Consider the following 15,526-nt stretch of genomic DNA (forward strand, 5'->3'; position numbering starts at 1 on the left):
GTCCCCAGGACAGCACCGATCGGCCCGTAGGCTGATGGACTATGTCGACCACGGCCGAGTCCCCGGCCGAACGCCGTACCGGGGAAGTGAAGGTGTCCGAGCCGGGGACGCCGCCTGCGACCGGAACTACCGTCCGTGGCTGGGTGCGGCCGGCGCCGACGGCCAAGGAGCAGAAGTACGACGTCCTGCTCGGGATCGGCATGGCGGTGGCAGGCGTGATCGGGGCCGAGCTGGCCCGCGGGGTCGCGCCGAACCCGGTCAGCCTGGGCATCGGCGGGGTCGAGGCGTACGTGCTGAGTGCCGCCGTCGCGCTGCCGCTGTGCTTCCGGCGCCGCTGGCCGATCCCGGTGCTGCTGATCGTGTCAGTGCTCTTCGTGGTCGCGGGCGAGCGGGCCACGTTCGCCTTCGCCAGCAACCTGGTCACCCAGGCGGCCCAGTTCATGGCGATCTATGCGGCGGTCGCGTGGTCGCGGGACCGGCGGCTGATGAAGGCCGCGGTCGGCCTGGTCTTCGTCGGGATGTTCGGCTGGCTCGTGATCAGCTTCGTCCAGGCGCTGCGGAACGACGATTTCAAGGGCGCCAACGACGGCCTGCTCTCGCCGTACGTCTCCGGGGTGATCCTCACCCTCGCGCTGAACGTCCTCTACTTCTTCGGCGCCTACTTCTGGGGGCGGACCGCGTGGGGTACGGCGCGGCAGCGGTACGAGCTGGAGCAGCAGGCGGCCGAGCTCGCCTCGCAGCAGGAGGCCAACGCCCGCCGCGCGGTGATCGACGAGCGGCTCCGGATCTCGCGGGAGCTGCACGACGTCGTCGCCCACCACATCAGCAGCATCGGCGTGCAGGCCGGGGGAGCGCGCCGGGTGATGGATGCCGATCCGGACGCGGCGAAGAGCGCGCTCAGTGTGATCGAGAACTCCAGCCGTACGGCGGTCAACGAGATGCGTCAGCTGCTCGGCATGCTCCGCGCGGCCGACCCCGACCTGGACGTCGACTCGCCCGCCGCCAAGGAACCGCAGGCGGGTGCCGACCGGCTGCCCGCGCTGATCGCAGACGTGAACGGCGAGGGCCTGTCGGTCGGGTTCCACCAGATCGGCGCGCCGGTCCAGCTGCCGGAGACGGTGTCGGTCTCGGTCTACCGGATCGCCCAAGAAGCGCTGACCAACGTACGGCGGCACTCGACTGCCCGCACCGCGCACATCACGCTGCGTTATCTCGGTGACTCGGTGGAGTTGGAAGTGATCGACGACGGCCGGCCGAAGCACGCGCCGGTCGGCAGCCGGCTCGGCCACGTCGGGATCCGTGAGAGGGTCGGACTTCTCGGTGGCGAGACCGAGATCGGCCCGCGCCCGGTCGGCGGCTTCCGGGTCCGGGTCCGGATCCCGCTCGACCCGCAGCACCGACCGTTGGCCAAGGAGGAGAATTCGGCATGACTCAGACCGCCGCCCCGATGCGTGTGCTGCTCGTGGACGACCAGGATCTGGTCCGCGCCGGGTTCCGGATGATCCTGTCGGTCGAGCCGGACATCGAGGTGGTCGGCGAGGCCTCGGACGGCGAGAAGGCGATCGAGCTCGCGCTGGCGCTGCGGCCGGACGTCGTACTGATGGATGTGCAGATGCCCGGGATGGACGGCATCACCGCGACCCAGCAGATTGTCACCGCGGACGCCGGCAAGGTCGTGATCCTGACCACGTTCGACCGGGACGACTACCTGTTCGAGTCGCTCGGGGCCGGGGCCAGCGGATTCCTGCTGAAGAACACCGCGCCGGAGGATCTTGTCGACGCGATCCAGGTGGTGCACTCCGGGCACGCCCTCCTCGCCCCCGAGGTGACCAGGCGCGTCATCAAGCGGTTCACCGGCGGCGGCGAGCGCGTCTACCGGCCGGACCTGCTCGAGGAGCTGACCGACCGCGAACGCGAGGTGCTCGGCCTGATCGCCCGCGGCCTCACCAACACCGAGATCGCGTCCCAGCTGTACGTCGGCGAGGCGACCGTCAAGACACACGTCTCCCGGGTCCTGCTCAAGCTCGGCCTCCGCGACCGCGTTCAGGCCGTCGTCTTCGCCTACGAGTGCGGACTGGTGACCCCGGGCGACGACGCGAGCTGATTCGCGCGGGCCATCACCAGGGCGACGAGCAGTACGGCGACGCCCGAGACGGCAACCACCACGGCGACCGGCGGCAGCACGAGCGGCAGCAGCAGGACGAGTGCGACGCTGCTCAGGATCAAGGCAGGCGAGGTGACCGGCGGGTCGAAGATCGGCGCGTGCACCAGCCAGAGGGTGAGCAGGTAGACCGCGACCGGGATCGCGACGGCGAAACCGACGGTCGTCGACGTGGAGTGGTGCGCGGCCTCCTCGACGGCGACCTCGAGCCCGGCCCCGACAGCGGCGAGCGCGGCGAACAGGAAGAAGTGACCGTAGCCCCACCGGTACGACGCGGCTCGTCGCTTGCTCAGGCCGTGGCCGGCGGGGTGCAGGAAGTACAGCCACCAGAGCGCGAAGAGCAGGACCAGCCCGGCGCCGGCGACCAGGATGAACGAGCTGCTGATGTCACCGGCCGCGAGTGCCCTCTGGACGCCGCGACTGGCCGCGAGCACGCTCTCGCCGAGCAGGATGATCACGAACAGCCCGTAGCGCTCCGCGATGTGGTGCGGGTGCCAGGTGGTGGCCCGCGGCCGCTCCGCCCACAGCGGTCCGGCGAGCTCGAACACGACCAGTACGACGAACAGCCACAACGCCATGTCGGTCAGCAGCAGCGTCAGGATCCAGCACGCGTTGAGGATCAGGATCCCGCTGCCGTAGCGGAACGCCGTACGCCGCCGCTGCGGATCCTCGTAGCCGGCCCGGAACCACAGGGCGGCCAGGCCGATCCGCATGATCAGGTAGCCGAACGGCACGGCGCGGTAGTCCGACTCGGCGATCGCGGCCGGGACTCCGGCGGCCAGCACGAGCACCCCGGCCATCTGCAGCATCGTCAGCAGCCGGTAGAGGACGTCGTCGGTGTCGTAGGAGGAGGCGAACCAGGTGAAGTTCATCCAGGCCCACCAGATGCAGAAGAACACCATCAGGAACTCGACCACCGCCGGGTGACCGTCGGCGATGCCGTGCGCGAACTCGGCGGTCACGGCGGCGACCGCGACCACGAAGGTGAGGTCGAACAGCAGCTCGAGCGGGCTCGCGGTGCGGTGCGGTTCGTCGATCGGCCGCGCGGTCATCCGGATCCGGAAGCGGCTGGGTGCAGTGGGCAACGGTCTGGGTCCTCTCGGTCTCGAGCGAAGACAGCACAGACCCGCCGGTTGTGACCGTCACAAGCTCGCGGGCTGTCTTGTCATAGCTGGCGACCGGTCGCCAGCGGGGTGTCCGGGGACAGGAGAGTGGCTGTGAAGATCGTGGTGATCGGTGGCACGGGGCTGATCGGTTCGAAGGTGATACGGCGGTTCGAGGCACACGGGCACGAGGCCGTCGCGGCGGCGCCGAACACCGGGGTGAACACGCTCACCGGCGAAGGCCTGGCCGAGGTGCTGGTGGGCGCCGCAGTGGTTGTCGACCTCTCCAACTCACCGTCGTTCGAGGCCAAGGCCGTGATGGACTTCTTCACCACGTCCACCACGAACCTGCTCGCTGCGGAGGCCGAGGCCGGCGTGGGCCACCACGTCGCGCTGTCGATCGTGGGCACCGAGCGGATGCCGGAGAACGCCTATTTCGCCGCCAAGCTGGCGCAGGAGAAGCTGATCAAGGAGTCCGGGATCCCGTACTCGCTGGTGCACGCGACGCAGTTCTTCGAGTTCGTCAAGGCGATCGCGGACACCTCGACGCAGGACGACGGCGTACACATCCCGCCGGTGGGCTGGCAGCCGATGGCCGGTGACGACGTCGCCGACCAGGTCGCCAAGACCGCCGTCGGCGAGCCGCTGAACGGGCGCCGGGACATCGCCGGGCCGGACCGGTACCGGATGGACGAGTTCTTCCGCAAGGCGCTGGCGGAGCTGGGCGACAAGCGTGAGGTGGTCACGGACCCGGACGGGACCTACTTCGGTTCCAAGGTGACGGAGGACTCGCTGGTGCCGATCGGCGAGGCCACCCTCGGCCGGATCCACTACGGGGAGTGGAACCCGTCATGAGCGGTGACTTCCTGCACGAGCTCCAGCACGAGGTCGAGGCGGACCTGAGCATGGCCGAGGCCAGCCACCCGGAGGAGCAGGCCGCGCTGCCGCCGAGCGAGTGGACGACCGACCCGGCGGAGCTCGCGTACGAGCAGGCCGCCGAGCGCAGCCTGCTCGGCGCCGTCGAGGCGCTGGAGGGCGACGCCACCGCCTGACCTCCCCAGGTCGGCCCCCAGTGGTCACCAGGTCCGCCGTACGGATGACCTGCGTGATCACCCTGGGGGCCGACGTGTGGGTGGGCACCGTGTCACTAACTTGGAACCACTTCCGGGCGGAAGCGACCAGGCGTGGGCCTGGCCGAGGGGGCCGAGGTGACAGGAACGGTGACGGATGCTGAGGGTGGCTGGGCTGACCCGGCGATTCGGTGAGCAGCTGGCGCTGAACGACGTGAGTTTCGACGTCGTGCCAGGACGGATGACCGGGTTCGTCGGAGCGAACGGCGCCGGTAAGACGACGACGATGCGGATCATCCTCGGCGTGCTGGGCGCGACCGCGGGGACGGTGCACTGGCGCGACGAGCCGCTGACCAACGCCGTACGGCGTGACTTCGGCTACATGCCGGAGGAGCGCGGGCTGTACCCGAAGATGAAGATCCGCGACCAGCTGGTGTTCTTCGGCCGGTTGCACGGGCTCGACCCGGACCGCGCGGCCGAGCGGACCGACAAGCTGCTCGAGCGACTCGGGCTGGGGGAGCGGGCGACCGACGTACTCGAGACGCTGTCGCTCGGCAACCAGCAGCGCGTGCAGATCGCGGCCGCGCTGGTGCACGAGCCGATCGCGCTGGTCCTGGACGAGCCGTTCAGCGGCCTCGACCCGCTCGCGGTCGACGCGATGGTGGACCTGCTCCGCGAGGAGGTCACCGCGGACGTGCCGGTGCTGTTCTCCAGCCACCAGCTCGAACTGGTCGAGCGGCTCTGTGACGACCTCGTCGTACTCTCCCGTGGCAAGGTCGTTGCCGCAGGCCCCGTTGCCGAGCTGGCCGCCGGTCCGTCGCTGACCTACCGGCTCGTGGTCGACGGCGACGCCGGCTGGCTGCGCGACGTCCGCGGCGTCCAGGTGCGCGACGTGGCCGGCGGTACGGCGCTCTTCGACGTCGACGACGACGCGGTGGCGCAGCACGTTCTTCAGCAGGCGATCAGCCGCGGACCGGTCCTGGAGTTCGGGCCGGAGCGGGTGGCCTTGAGCGACGTCTTCCGGGAGGCGACCCGATGAACGACCGGACCCTGGACCGGGCCTGGGTGCTGATCGCCGAGCGCGAGATCACCACCAAGCTGCGGGACAAGACCTTCCTCGGATCGACCGCCGTGATGCTGGTGCTGGTCCTGGCCGCGGTGATCATCCCGGCGCTCATCGCCGGCAACGGCGGCCCCGACAAGATCGCCGTGATCGACGACGGCGGCACCCGAGTGGTCCAGCAGGCGTCGACCACGAAGGGCGGCGACGGCTACGAGGTCACCCGGGTGGCCGACCGCCCGGCCGCCGAGCAGCTCGTCACCGACGGCGAGGTGAAGGCGGCGCTGCTGCCTGGCGCCGACGGGTACGTCGTACTCGGCAAGGACCGGGTCGACTCCAGCCTCGAGAACGGCTTGCGGGAAGCCGCGGTGAGCGTCGGGATGGAGGCCAACGCCTCGCGCGCCGGTCTGACCCCCGACGAGCTGCGCGCCGGCACGAAGGTCGAGCTGGAGCTGCTGAAACCGGGGCCGCTGCCCGACATCGTCGCCGACTTCGTCAACATCGGCCTCGCGCTGGTGTTCTACATGACCGCGCTCGGCTTCGGCATGATGATCGCGCAGAGCGTGGTCCAGGAGAAGGAGAGCCGGGTCGTCGAGATCCTGGCCGCCGCGGTGCCGATCCGCTCGCTGCTGTGGGGCAAGGTGCTCGGCAACACCGCGCTGGCGCTGTCCCAGATCGTGGTGATCGCCGGGGCCTCGGTGATCGGGCTGGTGGCGACCGACCAGCTCGACATCCTGAAGGTGGTTGCGCCGGTGGCCGGCTGGTTCGTGGTGTTCTTCGTGCTCGGGTTCGTCGCGCTGGCCGGGCTGTGGGCGGTGGCCGGCTCGCTGGCCACCCGGCAGGAGGACCTCGGGTCGACCACGCTGCCGGGCCAGATGATCCTGATGATCCCGTTCTTCTTCTCGGTGTTCGCCGGGTCGTCGGCCAAGACGGTCGCCTCGTTCGTGCCGATCGCGTCGTCGATGGCGATGCCCGGCCGGATGCTGACCGAGAACGTGCCGGTCTGGCAGCCGCTGGTCGCGATCGCGATCCTGCTGGTCACCACGGTCCTGATCGTCCGTCTCGGCGCCCGCCTCTACGAGCGCACGCTGCTCCAGACCGGCCGCCGCCTCGGCTACCGAGAGGCACTGGCGCTCAAGTCGTCCTGACTTATCGTCACAGCCGGGGCCGGCGTTACACGGTTGGTCCCGGCTGAGACGAAACCGCAACACAAGGAAACTGTGTGCTGTGCGTGCACCTGGACTACGGTCTCAGCCCATGAACGTCGAGCTGCGCCACCTGCGGGTGGTGGTCCTGGTGGCTGAAGCGGGGTCCGTCGGACGGGCCGCCCGCTGGCTGAAGGTCAGCCAGCCGAGCCTGACCGCGCAGCTCAAGCGGATCGAGGCCGCGTTCGGCGGCGAGCTGTTCGAGCGGTCCCGCACCGGTGTCACCCCGACCGCACTCGGCCGGTACGCCGTCGACCGCGCCCGGGCGATCCTGGTCGACGTCGACCACCTGTCCGCGACCGTGTCGGCGATGACCGCGGTCGAGTCCAGCGCCGTACGGCTCGGCGGATTTCCCACCGCACCGATGTCCGGCATCGCCTCGCGGCTGCGCGACCACGGTGAGATCGAGCAGGTCAGCATCGAGGTCGAGTGGTCCACCAGCGTGCTGCTGCAGCAGCTGGAGAGTGGGCGGCTCGACTTCGCGCTGCTGCGGGAGTTCCCGGCGTTCGAGCTCCGGATGCCGAACGGTGTCGAAGCGTGCACGGTCGTCGAGTCCGAGTCGGCGTACGTCGTGATGGCCGCCGACCACCCGTTGGCGGTCGCGTCCCGGCACCGCGGTGAGATCGAGCTCTCGGCGCTGTCCGGTGAGGAGTGGATCGGGGAGCCGCCGGACGACAGCGGGTTCCATGTGCTCTTCCGGGCCGCGTGCGAGCAGGCCGGGTTCCAGCCGAGGGTGGAGCACCATTCGGTGGACACGTCGGTGCTGATGGGGTTCGTGACGAGCGGTCAGGGCGTGGCGCTGATCTCGCCGACGTCGTACCGGATGCTGTCCAGTGACGTCACCACGCGGACGCTGGTCGGTGACCCGATCCACCGCCGGCTGATGCTGGCGTGGAGCACGGACTCACCCCGGGCGCAGATGGCGCCGGACGTGCTGAAGATGGCGACCGCGGCGTACGACGAAGCCTTCGCAGAACATGCCCGCCGCGACCAGGTCCAACGCATGCACGTTGCCTGATCGCGGCGGCGGACTCGCTCAGGCCCCCGCAGGCCGAATACTCACCTGCGAAGGATTCTCGAACGCACTGATGAACAGTTCCCCCGTGTCCTCCGGATCCTCCATCCGCTCCCGATACTGCTGCCCCACCTGCTCCCGCACACCCGGCACCGGGCCAGCCTGAGCCGAGTTCTTGGACTCCTGCTCGGGCTTCTGCGGCGCGTCCGGCTCCGGCTGTTGTGCAGGCTCCTGAGCCCCAGCAACCGGCTTCTGCTCCCCAGCCACGACGGTGTCGTCGTCAGCCCCAGCATCCGCCCCAGCCACCGCCCCCTGCCCCCCAGCCCCGGCTCCAGCTCCAGCTCCAGTCCCAGCATCAGTCCCGGGCCCGGCACCAGCACCAGTCCCGGTCGACTCACGGGCCGTGTTCACGGGCGCCGCGACAGTCGGCTGCTCGTCCTCAGCGTCCGACGGCTGCTGCGACGCAGCTGACTGCGTCGGCTCTTCCGCCACCGCTGTCTGCTGCTCGTCCGCCGCCGTTCCCGCCACAACGGTCTCGTCGTCGCCCGCCTTCACCGGCGCCGCCACAGTCGGCTGCTCGTCCTCCGCCTGCACGTCCGCAGCTGCCGTCTCCGCGTCCGGCTTAGCCGGCACCGCCACCCCCGGCTGCTCCGCCGCCGCGGGTGCTGCCGGTGCCGGCGCCGCGAGCGTCTGCTCGGTGTCCGGCGTCGTACCTCCCGCGACCGTCTGGCTGTCTACCGGGGCCGCGGCGACCGGCTGTGTGGGAGTGGGCTCGACCGGAACCTGCGTCGTCTCGTCGCGGTCGGTTGGCACGAGGACCGTCTCGTCGGCGGACTCGTTGCTCCGGGCATCCTCCTCGAACCCCGGGAACTGCGCCGTCTGCTCCGCCCCGGACGTCGGGAACGTCGTGGTCTGCTCCTCCGCCTGACTCCGCGGCCGCACCGGCTCCGGGTCCTCATCGAACAGATCGTCGTACCGGTTGCTGTCCCCGTACGCCCCGCCGTACCCGGCAGCCGCCGGATAGGTGCTCCCGGCAACCGGGTACACAGCCGCCGCCTCAGCCTCCTGCTGCGCCTGCGCAGCCTCCTGCTCCCGCTGCAGCCGGTCGGCCTCCACCCGCTCCCGCCGCCGGCGCCGCATGCTCTGCACGATCAGCTGGATGCCGAAGACCAGCGAGATCACCGTCAGGATCGGTACGACGCCGTTCAGCGTGTACTGCCTCGACCCCTCGATCATCCCGGTGGTCACGCCGGGGACGTCGTTGAGGAAGTTTGTCGTCCGGTTCGGGATCCAGAGCCAGCAGTAGACCAGCGTGCCGAACGCCGCGAACGCGCCGAGCGCGGCCGCGCCGGAGAAGTACGACACCACCGTCCAGAAGATCAGCGCGCCGATGCCGTAGGCAAGCGCCATCTCCTTCGTATTCAGCTCGATTCCACCGGGCGCCGCCAGCACTCCGAACACTGCCGGCCCAGCGAAAGCGACCGCCACCCCGAGCAAGAACCCAAGAAATTTGGACACACCACCACGGTAGCGGCGTTGTGCCGTCACACCCCGCAGACACTTCGCAACCGCAGCCGCCGACACGTCCGGCCCGAACGAACCGGCAATCGCTTGCCTAAGGTGGTCCCGTGAACCGTCCGAACATCCTGGTCGTCCTGTCCGACGAACACACCGCCGCTGCCGCGGGCTGGGCCGGCCACCCGCAGGTACGAACGCCGCACCTCGACCGCCTCGCCGCGCAGAGCGTCTCCTTCGACCGCGCCTACACGAACAGCCCGATGTGCGTCCCGTCGCGGCTGTCGCTGATGACGGGGCAGTACGTCCACCAGATCGGGGCCTGGGACAACGGTGTCATCCCCGGCCCGGACTTCCGGTCGTGGGGACATCACCTGAGCGACTACCAGACCGTGATCGCGGGCCGCACGCACTTCAACGGCCCGGACCGGCTGCTCGGCTTCGACCGCCGGCTGACCGACGACCTCGACTTCTGGGTCGACCACAGCGGCCGACCTCCTCGTCGTACGGCGGAATGGCAACGGCCGACCAACTCGCACGTGACTGAGCACGGCGCCGGCGACCACGTCCACACCCGGCACGACGTTGCGGCGACCGACGCGGCCCTCGACTTCCTCCGTGACCCTGGACCGCAGCCGTTCCTGCTCTATGTCGGCTACATGCACCCGCACTTCCCGCTGGTGGCGCCGCCGGAGTTCCGCGAGCTCTACGATCCGGCGGACGTCGAGTTGCCGCCGACCTGGGACGAGCCGGTCGCTTCGCAGCATCCGGTGATTTCGCTGCTGCGGCACGGGTTCCGCAACGACGAGCCGATCACCGAGGAGCAGGTTCGTGAGGCGACGGTCTGCTACAGGGCGCTGATCAGTCATCTCGACCACCAGATCGGCCGGCTGCTGGCCGCCGTACCGGAGGACACGGTCGTGATCTACACCAGCGACCACGGGGAGATGGCCGGCCACCACGGCATCTGGCAGAAGCAGTGCTTCTACGAGCCGTCTGTTCGCATCCCGTTGCTCCTCCGGCATCCGTCGCTCACGCCGGCCCGGACCACCTCACACGTCAGCCTGGTCGACGTACTCCCAACGCTCCGCGACATCGCTGGCCTACCGACGGATCCAGCTCTGCCCGGCCATACGCTCCTGGACGCCGTCGACCGCCCCGTCGTCTCCGAGTACCACGCCCAAGGCATGCTCGATGGCGGCTACATGCTCAAGTCCGGGCGCTGGAAGTACTGCTACTACGGGTCGGCGCATCCGCCGCAGGTCTTCGACGTCGAGGCGGATCCGCTCGAGGTCCACGACTTGTCTGCCGATCAGTCGCTGGTGGACAAGCTCGACGCCGAGTTGAGGACGGTCCTGGACCCGGATCGGACCGATGTGCTGGCGAAGAACGACCAGGCCGCGCGTGCGGCCCGGTGATCCATCGGCCGTTGAGCCGTTGACTCGTTGAGGAGAGGAACCGCCCGGTGGCTGCCCCGAACATCCTGCTGATCGTGTCCGACGACCATGGGTACGCCGACCGGAGTGCGCTCGGAGTGCATCCGGACGTGCGGACGCCAGCCCTCGATCGCCTTGCGGCCGAGGGAGTGAGCTGCACCGACGCCTACGTCACGGCGCCGATCTGCAGTCCGTCGCGTGCGGCGATCATCTCGGGGCGGTACCAGCAGCGGTGGGGTGGTAAGTGGTTCGACTCGGCCGCCTTCCCGGCGGACGACGTACCGACGCTGGCGGAGATCCTGCGTGACCAGGGATATCGGACCGGGTACTTCGGCAAGGTGCACTACGGAGGCGAGTCGGTGGGGGAGCGGGGTTGTCCTCCGCATCATGGGTTCGAGGAGACGCTGTACGGGTTGGCGGGGCAGTCGTACGGGCGGCTGAACTACCTCCACCATTCGGATGCTGCGGTCTCGTCGTACGGACCGGCTTCGACCTACATGGCGGTGCAGCCGTTGCTGTCGGGAGACGAGCCGGTCGAGCACGAGGGCTTCCTGACTGCTGAGCTCGGGCGGCGCGCAGCGTCGTTCATCGAGTCGACCGACGATCGGCCGTACTTCTGCATGCTCGCCTTCAACGCCGTCCACAACTTCTGCTGGCAACTGCCCGAGTCCGAACTCGCGGCACGGGACCTGCCGGCGTTCCGCGACTGGTCTCCGGAGGTGAACGAGTCCTACACCGAGTGGTACGACGACGTGATCGTGCCGAACCTGCCGCACGGCCGCGAGTACTACCTCGCGCAGCTCGAACTGATGGACGCGGAGATCGGCAAGCTACTGTCCCTGGTCGATGACAACACGATCGTCGTCTACACCACCGACAACGGCGGCTCGACCTGCAACTTCGGCGACAACACTCCGCTCCGCGGCACGAAGTACACCCTGTGGGAAGGCGGAATCCGAGTCCCGATGCTCTGGCGCTGGCCCGCCCACTTCCCAGCCGGCCACCAAACTGACGCCCTGATCAGCACCCTCGACCTGGTCCCCACCCTCGCCGCAGCCGCAGGCACCTCAACCCCCGCTGTGGACGGCCTGAACCTCCTACCCGTCCTCTCCGGCGCCGCCGACACCGCCCACGAAACCCTCCACTGGGACTGCGGCTTCCAATGGTCAGTCAGATCCGGCCCCTGGAAACTCACCTGGGTAGCCGACACCCCCGAAGTAGCCCACCTCAAGTCCTACGAACACGCCCCCATGGGCACCGGCTGGCACCTGTCCAACCTCTCCGAAGACCTCCCCGAACACCAAAACCACTTCCACACGGAACCAGCCCTAGCAGCCACCCTCCACACCCACCACAACACCTGGCGAACCACCGTAGGCCTCCCCCCACTAACCACACCCCCACCCTCCTAACCCCACCCCACGCACCGCCGCCCCAACCGCCACCACCCCCACCCACGCCAGCACGCCGAGAGCCACCCCAGTCATCAGCTCGCCGAGCCACCGCCCCGCTCCAGCCGCCAGCACGCACAGCACCGCCCCCGCTCCGCCGCCAACTCGCCGAGCGAGCACCGCGGCACGCCCCGCCCGCCAGCTCGCCGGGCGTGCACCGCCCCGCCGCCGGCCCGCGCGGCACCGCCCCGCGCCACAGCCGGCACCCCGGGCACCGGCCCGGCCAGCACCCGCGGCACCGCCCCTGCCCGCCAGCACGCACGACGCCACCCCGGCCCGCCGCCAGCACCCCGGGCACCGCCCTCACTCCAACCGCTCACATTCGGTGCTTTGCCTAGCCGCCGGCCAGTCGCCCGAAAGCCAACCCGCAAAGCACCGGATGTGAGCTACCCGCACCCAGGCACAACCCCCCGGCAGAAACCTCAGACAGTCAGCCCATAAGTGATCGCAGTAGGCGCCTCTTCGTGCCCAATGTCCGGCGTCCGCTCGTATTCGTCCCAGGCCAGCATCCGTCCAAGATGCCGCCGTACCGACTCCAGCACCTCAGTCACCGGCACGTCCCGCCCAAGCTCCTTCGACAGCGTGGTCACATCGGCGTCCGAGATCCCACACGGCACGATCCGGTCGAACCACCCCAGATCGTTGTCGCAGTTCAGCGCAAACCCGTGCATCGTCACACCCTGCGCGACCCGGATCCCGATCGCCGCGATCTTCCGCTCCCGCCCGCGATCGTCCGCCGCCACCCAGACCCCGCTGCGCCCCTTGACCCGCCCGGTCTTCACCCCAAGCTCGGCACAGACCGCAATCAGCGCCTCCTCCAGCCGCCGTACGTAATCCACCACGTACACATGCGACGCCAGCTTCACGATCGGGTACCCCACCAGCTGCCCCGGACCGTGCCAAGTGATCTTCCCGCCGCGGTCGACGTCCACCACCGGCGTCCCGTCGAGCGGCCGCTCGTGAGGCTCGGTCCGCTTGCCCGCCGTGTACACCGGCGGGTGCTCGAGCAAGATGACCGTGTCCGAACCGGTGCCCGCGGCAACTTCCGCGTGCAGCCGCCGCTGCTCGGCCCACGCGGCCTCGTACTCGACCGCGCCGGCGCCGAACCCGGCCTCCACAAAGCTGATCTCCCTCACGCCCTCGAGTGTATGCGGCCCGTTCAGACGCCGTACGCCGCCGTCCACAGCCCACCGCCGTACGGCGTTCGCCCCGGGCCGCCTGTGGATAACTTCCGGGCCGCGGCCGGCGATTCGTGCACTCTCTAGGGCATGGCACTCGAAGACATCGCTGGCTACAGCCTGCGCCGCAAGCTCGGGTCCGGACCAGCCGGCTCTGTCTGGCTGGTTCGCGACCGCGCTTCCGGCCGCAACGCCGTGCTCAAAAGCGTCCCGATCACCGCAATCTCACACCCGGAGGAGCTCCGTGAAGACCTCAAGATCCTGCAGCGCATCGACCACCCACACCTCGCCCGCCTCCACCACGTCCGCGAGACCGCCGAGGAGTGGCTCCTCATCAGCCAGTACGTCGCAGCCGGCACACTCAGCGCCCTCCTCATCCGCCGCGGCCCGCTCACCCCTGGCGAGCTCGTCACCCTCCTGACCCCACTCGCCGAAGCTCTCGCCTACCTCCACCGCACCGGCCTCACCCACGGCCGCATAACCCCCACCAACATCCTCTTCGACACCGAAGGCCGCCCCGTCCTAACCGACCCCGCCCTACACCCCCACCTAACCGCGCCCACCCCCACCAACACCGCGCGTTCTGGCGTTGCCCCCACCGAAAGCGCCCGCACCGACACCGCCCGCACGGCACATGCTGCGACCACATCTCCCACGTCACCTGATCCCACCGACACCGCGCACCCTCGCATCACCGACCCCGCCCGCACCGGCGCTACCTCCAAAGCGCGCCCTAAAGCGACCGCATCCTTCACGTCACCTGGTCCCACCGACTCCGCGCGCCCTGGCACTGCCTTGACTGACGACCTCAAGTCCTTGGCCGACGTAGCTCACCAGTCCGGCGCCGACCCCGCCCTCTTTACCCCCGACCACCTCACCAACCCCCGAACCCTCCCGACCATCGCCACCCCCACCCCCATCAACCTCGCCTTCACCGAAGACCCCACCCCGGCCGCCACACCCAAGAAGCCCTCAACCCCCGACGACCCGATCGACCACTCCCGCACCCCACTATCCCCACGCCCACGCCCGCCGGAGCCAACCGCCTCACCCACCATCAGCCCCAAACCACCCCAGCCACCCACGCCCAAACCCTCCCCACGCCCCACCAAGCCCACCCGCCGCAACTCCTCCCGCCCCAACCGCGCCCGCCCATCCCCACCAAACCCCCTAGACCGCCTAACCACCCCCACCGCACCCGTCAACCACACACCCGACAAGCGCCCAACCGTCCCCGCCGACGACAAGCGCCCAACCCTCTCCGCCGACGACAGGCGCCTAACCCTTCCCACAGCCGCCGAGCGCGCAGCCTTTCCCGCAGACGACGAGCGCCCAGCCCTCCCCACAAGCGACGAGCGCGCAGCCCTCCCCGCAGACGACGAGCGCGTAACCCCATCCCCCGTCTGGAATGACAGCGCCCACAGATCACCGATCACTCTGACCCACCAGACCCGCCGCCGCTCCCGTCCCCGCCCCTGGCGCCGAAGCCACACGCGCTGGCCGCGCCGAAAGCACACCCGCCCGCACAACCGCACGCCCCCCGCAACCCCCTCCGCCCGGCTTCAAACAAGCAACTCCACCGACCCGACTCGACCACCGGCCCCGAGGCAGGCCCGCCCCGCCCTCCGACATCCCGTCCTCCGACACCCCGTCCTCCACCGCCTGTTCCCACGCCGCCTGGTCCAGCGCCGCCTCGCCCTCCGCTACCCGGTCCCGGTCCTGCGCCGCCCGGTCCTCCGTCATCCGGCGTACGGCGTCCTGGCCGCAGCAGCCCTGGGAGCCGTAGTCGTGCTCATCCTCGGCCTGCTAACAGTCAGCGCCTTGGGCAACGACCCGGCCGGCACAGCCGCCGCCACCCACCAATCCCCAGCCCCAACCGACCCAGCCCCGAGCAACCCCGCCGTAACCAATCCCGCCTCACCGACGTCCCCACCATCCGCGGACCCAACGAAGTGGACCCAAACCCTCCAAGCCCTGGACACCCAACGAGCAAAGGCCTTCTGGACCCTGGACCCCACCCTGCTCGACACCATCTACGTCCCCGGCTCAGCCCCCTGGAAAGCCGACCAAGCCCTCCTCACCACCTACCGCAAACACCAGATCCGAATCCGCAACCTCACAATCCACATCTCGAAGACGACTATCGAATCCCAAACCCCCACCGAGGTCGTCCTTCACATCACCGACCACCTCACCACCGCCCAAGCCCTAACCCCCACAGGCACCACCACAAACCTCCCACCAGCCACCCCCACCCCCCGCCGAATAACCCTCACTACCACCCCAACCACCCCCACCTGGCGAATAACAGCCATAACCCCCGCCTGACCGC

The 15,526-nt window shown here is 69.6% G+C and carries 13 protein-coding genes; 10 read left to right on the top strand and 3 right to left on the bottom strand.

Annotated elements, in window-relative coordinates; genetic code table 11:
* Positions 1-41 precede the first annotated feature (41 nt).
* Positions 42-1,430, top strand: a complete 1,389-nt coding sequence (locus AB0H36_RS36560) for a sensor histidine kinase (RefSeq protein ID WP_360534499.1) — start codon at positions 42-44, stop codon at positions 1,428-1,430.
* The gene (locus AB0H36_RS36565) at positions 1,427-2,104 is read left to right on the top strand and encodes a response regulator transcription factor (protein ID WP_360534501.1); all 678 of its coding nucleotides are present in this window, start codon (positions 1,427-1,429) and stop codon (positions 2,102-2,104) included. The genes AB0H36_RS36560 and AB0H36_RS36565 overlap by 4 nt, the downstream gene beginning before the upstream one ends.
* On the opposite strand, the gene AB0H36_RS36570 is transcribed toward AB0H36_RS36565, so the two are convergent.
* A complete protein-coding gene (locus tag AB0H36_RS36570; RefSeq protein WP_360534503.1) occupies positions 2,062-3,246 on the bottom strand; it encodes a low temperature requirement protein A in 1,185 nt (394 codons plus the stop codon). The genes AB0H36_RS36565 and AB0H36_RS36570 overlap by 43 nt on opposite strands.
* Before the next feature lie 132 nt (positions 3,247-3,378).
* Here AB0H36_RS36570 and AB0H36_RS36575 point away from each other — a divergent pair, with 132 nt between their 5' ends.
* The 5 genes from AB0H36_RS36575 to AB0H36_RS36595 all read left to right on the top strand — a co-directional run bounded on the left by AB0H36_RS36575 (position 3,379) and on the right by AB0H36_RS36595 (position 7,617).
* Positions 3,379-4,119: an SDR family oxidoreductase gene (locus AB0H36_RS36575; RefSeq protein WP_360534505.1), complete on the top strand. Its 741-nt coding sequence runs from the start codon at positions 3,379-3,381 to the stop codon at positions 4,117-4,119.
* The gene (locus AB0H36_RS36580; protein ID WP_360534507.1) at positions 4,116-4,316 is read left to right on the top strand and encodes a hypothetical protein; all 201 of its coding nucleotides are present in this window, start codon (positions 4,116-4,118) and stop codon (positions 4,314-4,316) included. Before AB0H36_RS36575 ends, AB0H36_RS36580 begins: the two co-directional genes overlap by 4 nt.
* A 175-nt stretch (positions 4,317-4,491) precedes the next feature.
* The gene (locus tag AB0H36_RS36585; RefSeq protein ID WP_360534509.1) at positions 4,492-5,373 is read left to right on the top strand and encodes an ATP-binding cassette domain-containing protein; all 882 of its coding nucleotides are present in this window, start codon (positions 4,492-4,494) and stop codon (positions 5,371-5,373) included.
* The gene (locus AB0H36_RS36590; protein ID WP_360534511.1) at positions 5,370-6,542 is read left to right on the top strand and encodes an ABC transporter permease; all 1,173 of its coding nucleotides are present in this window, start codon (positions 5,370-5,372) and stop codon (positions 6,540-6,542) included. Before AB0H36_RS36585 ends, AB0H36_RS36590 begins: the two co-directional genes overlap by 4 nt.
* Before the next feature lie 109 nt (positions 6,543-6,651).
* On the top strand, positions 6,652-7,617 hold the full coding sequence (locus AB0H36_RS36595) for a LysR family transcriptional regulator (protein ID WP_360534513.1): 966 nt from the start codon (positions 6,652-6,654) through the stop codon (positions 7,615-7,617).
* 18 nt (positions 7,618-7,635) lie between these two features.
* Here AB0H36_RS36595 and AB0H36_RS36600 read toward each other — a convergent pair whose 3' ends face one another.
* Positions 7,636-9,132, bottom strand: a complete 1,497-nt coding sequence (locus AB0H36_RS36600; RefSeq protein WP_360534515.1) for a hypothetical protein — start codon at positions 9,130-9,132, stop codon at positions 7,636-7,638.
* Positions 9,133-9,242: 110 nt separating this feature from the next.
* Here AB0H36_RS36600 and AB0H36_RS36605 point away from each other — a divergent pair, with 110 nt between their 5' ends.
* Together AB0H36_RS36605 and AB0H36_RS36610 are read left to right on the top strand one after the other, a co-directional pair.
* The gene (locus tag AB0H36_RS36605) at positions 9,243-10,547 is read left to right on the top strand and encodes a sulfatase-like hydrolase/transferase (protein ID WP_360534517.1); all 1,305 of its coding nucleotides are present in this window, start codon (positions 9,243-9,245) and stop codon (positions 10,545-10,547) included.
* Between the two features lie 47 nt (positions 10,548-10,594).
* Positions 10,595-11,977: a sulfatase-like hydrolase/transferase gene (locus AB0H36_RS36610; protein WP_360534519.1), complete on the top strand. Its 1,383-nt coding sequence runs from the start codon at positions 10,595-10,597 to the stop codon at positions 11,975-11,977.
* Positions 11,978-12,438: 461 nt separating this feature from the next.
* Here the strand turns inward: AB0H36_RS36610 and lipB are convergent, their stop codons facing one another.
* Positions 12,439-13,152: a lipoyl(octanoyl) transferase LipB gene (gene lipB / locus AB0H36_RS36615; RefSeq protein ID WP_360534521.1), complete on the bottom strand. Its 714-nt coding sequence runs from the start codon at positions 13,150-13,152 to the stop codon at positions 12,439-12,441.
* 132 nt (positions 13,153-13,284) lie between these two features.
* Here lipB and AB0H36_RS36620 point away from each other — a divergent pair, with 132 nt between their 5' ends.
* A complete protein-coding gene (locus tag AB0H36_RS36620; RefSeq protein ID WP_360534522.1) occupies positions 13,285-15,522 on the top strand; it encodes a protein kinase in 2,238 nt (745 codons plus the stop codon).
* Positions 15,523-15,526: the final 4 nt, after the last annotated feature.

It is taken from the genome of Kribbella sp. NPDC050820 (assembly GCF_040653975.1).
In the GTDB taxonomy this organism is placed as follows: Bacteria; Actinomycetota; Actinomycetes; order Propionibacteriales; family Kribbellaceae; genus Kribbella.

Coding starts and splice junctions, on each gene's coding strand:
- AB0H36_RS36560 (WP_360534499.1), top strand. CDS start 42: ATGTCGACCACGGCCGAGTCCCCGGCCGAACGCCGTACCGGGGAAGTG.
- AB0H36_RS36565 (WP_360534501.1), top strand. CDS start 1,427: ATGACTCAGACCGCCGCCCCGATGCGTGTGCTGCTCGTGGACGACCAG.
- AB0H36_RS36585 (WP_360534509.1), top strand. CDS start 4,492: ATGCTGAGGGTGGCTGGGCTGACCCGGCGATTCGGTGAGCAGCTGGCG.
- AB0H36_RS36595 (WP_360534513.1), top strand. CDS start 6,652: ATGAACGTCGAGCTGCGCCACCTGCGGGTGGTGGTCCTGGTGGCTGAA.
- AB0H36_RS36580 (WP_360534507.1), top strand. CDS start 4,116: ATGAGCGGTGACTTCCTGCACGAGCTCCAGCACGAGGTCGAGGCGGAC.
- AB0H36_RS36620 (WP_360534522.1), top strand. CDS start 13,285: ATGGCACTCGAAGACATCGCTGGCTACAGCCTGCGCCGCAAGCTCGGG.
- AB0H36_RS36590 (WP_360534511.1), top strand. CDS start 5,370: ATGAACGACCGGACCCTGGACCGGGCCTGGGTGCTGATCGCCGAGCGC.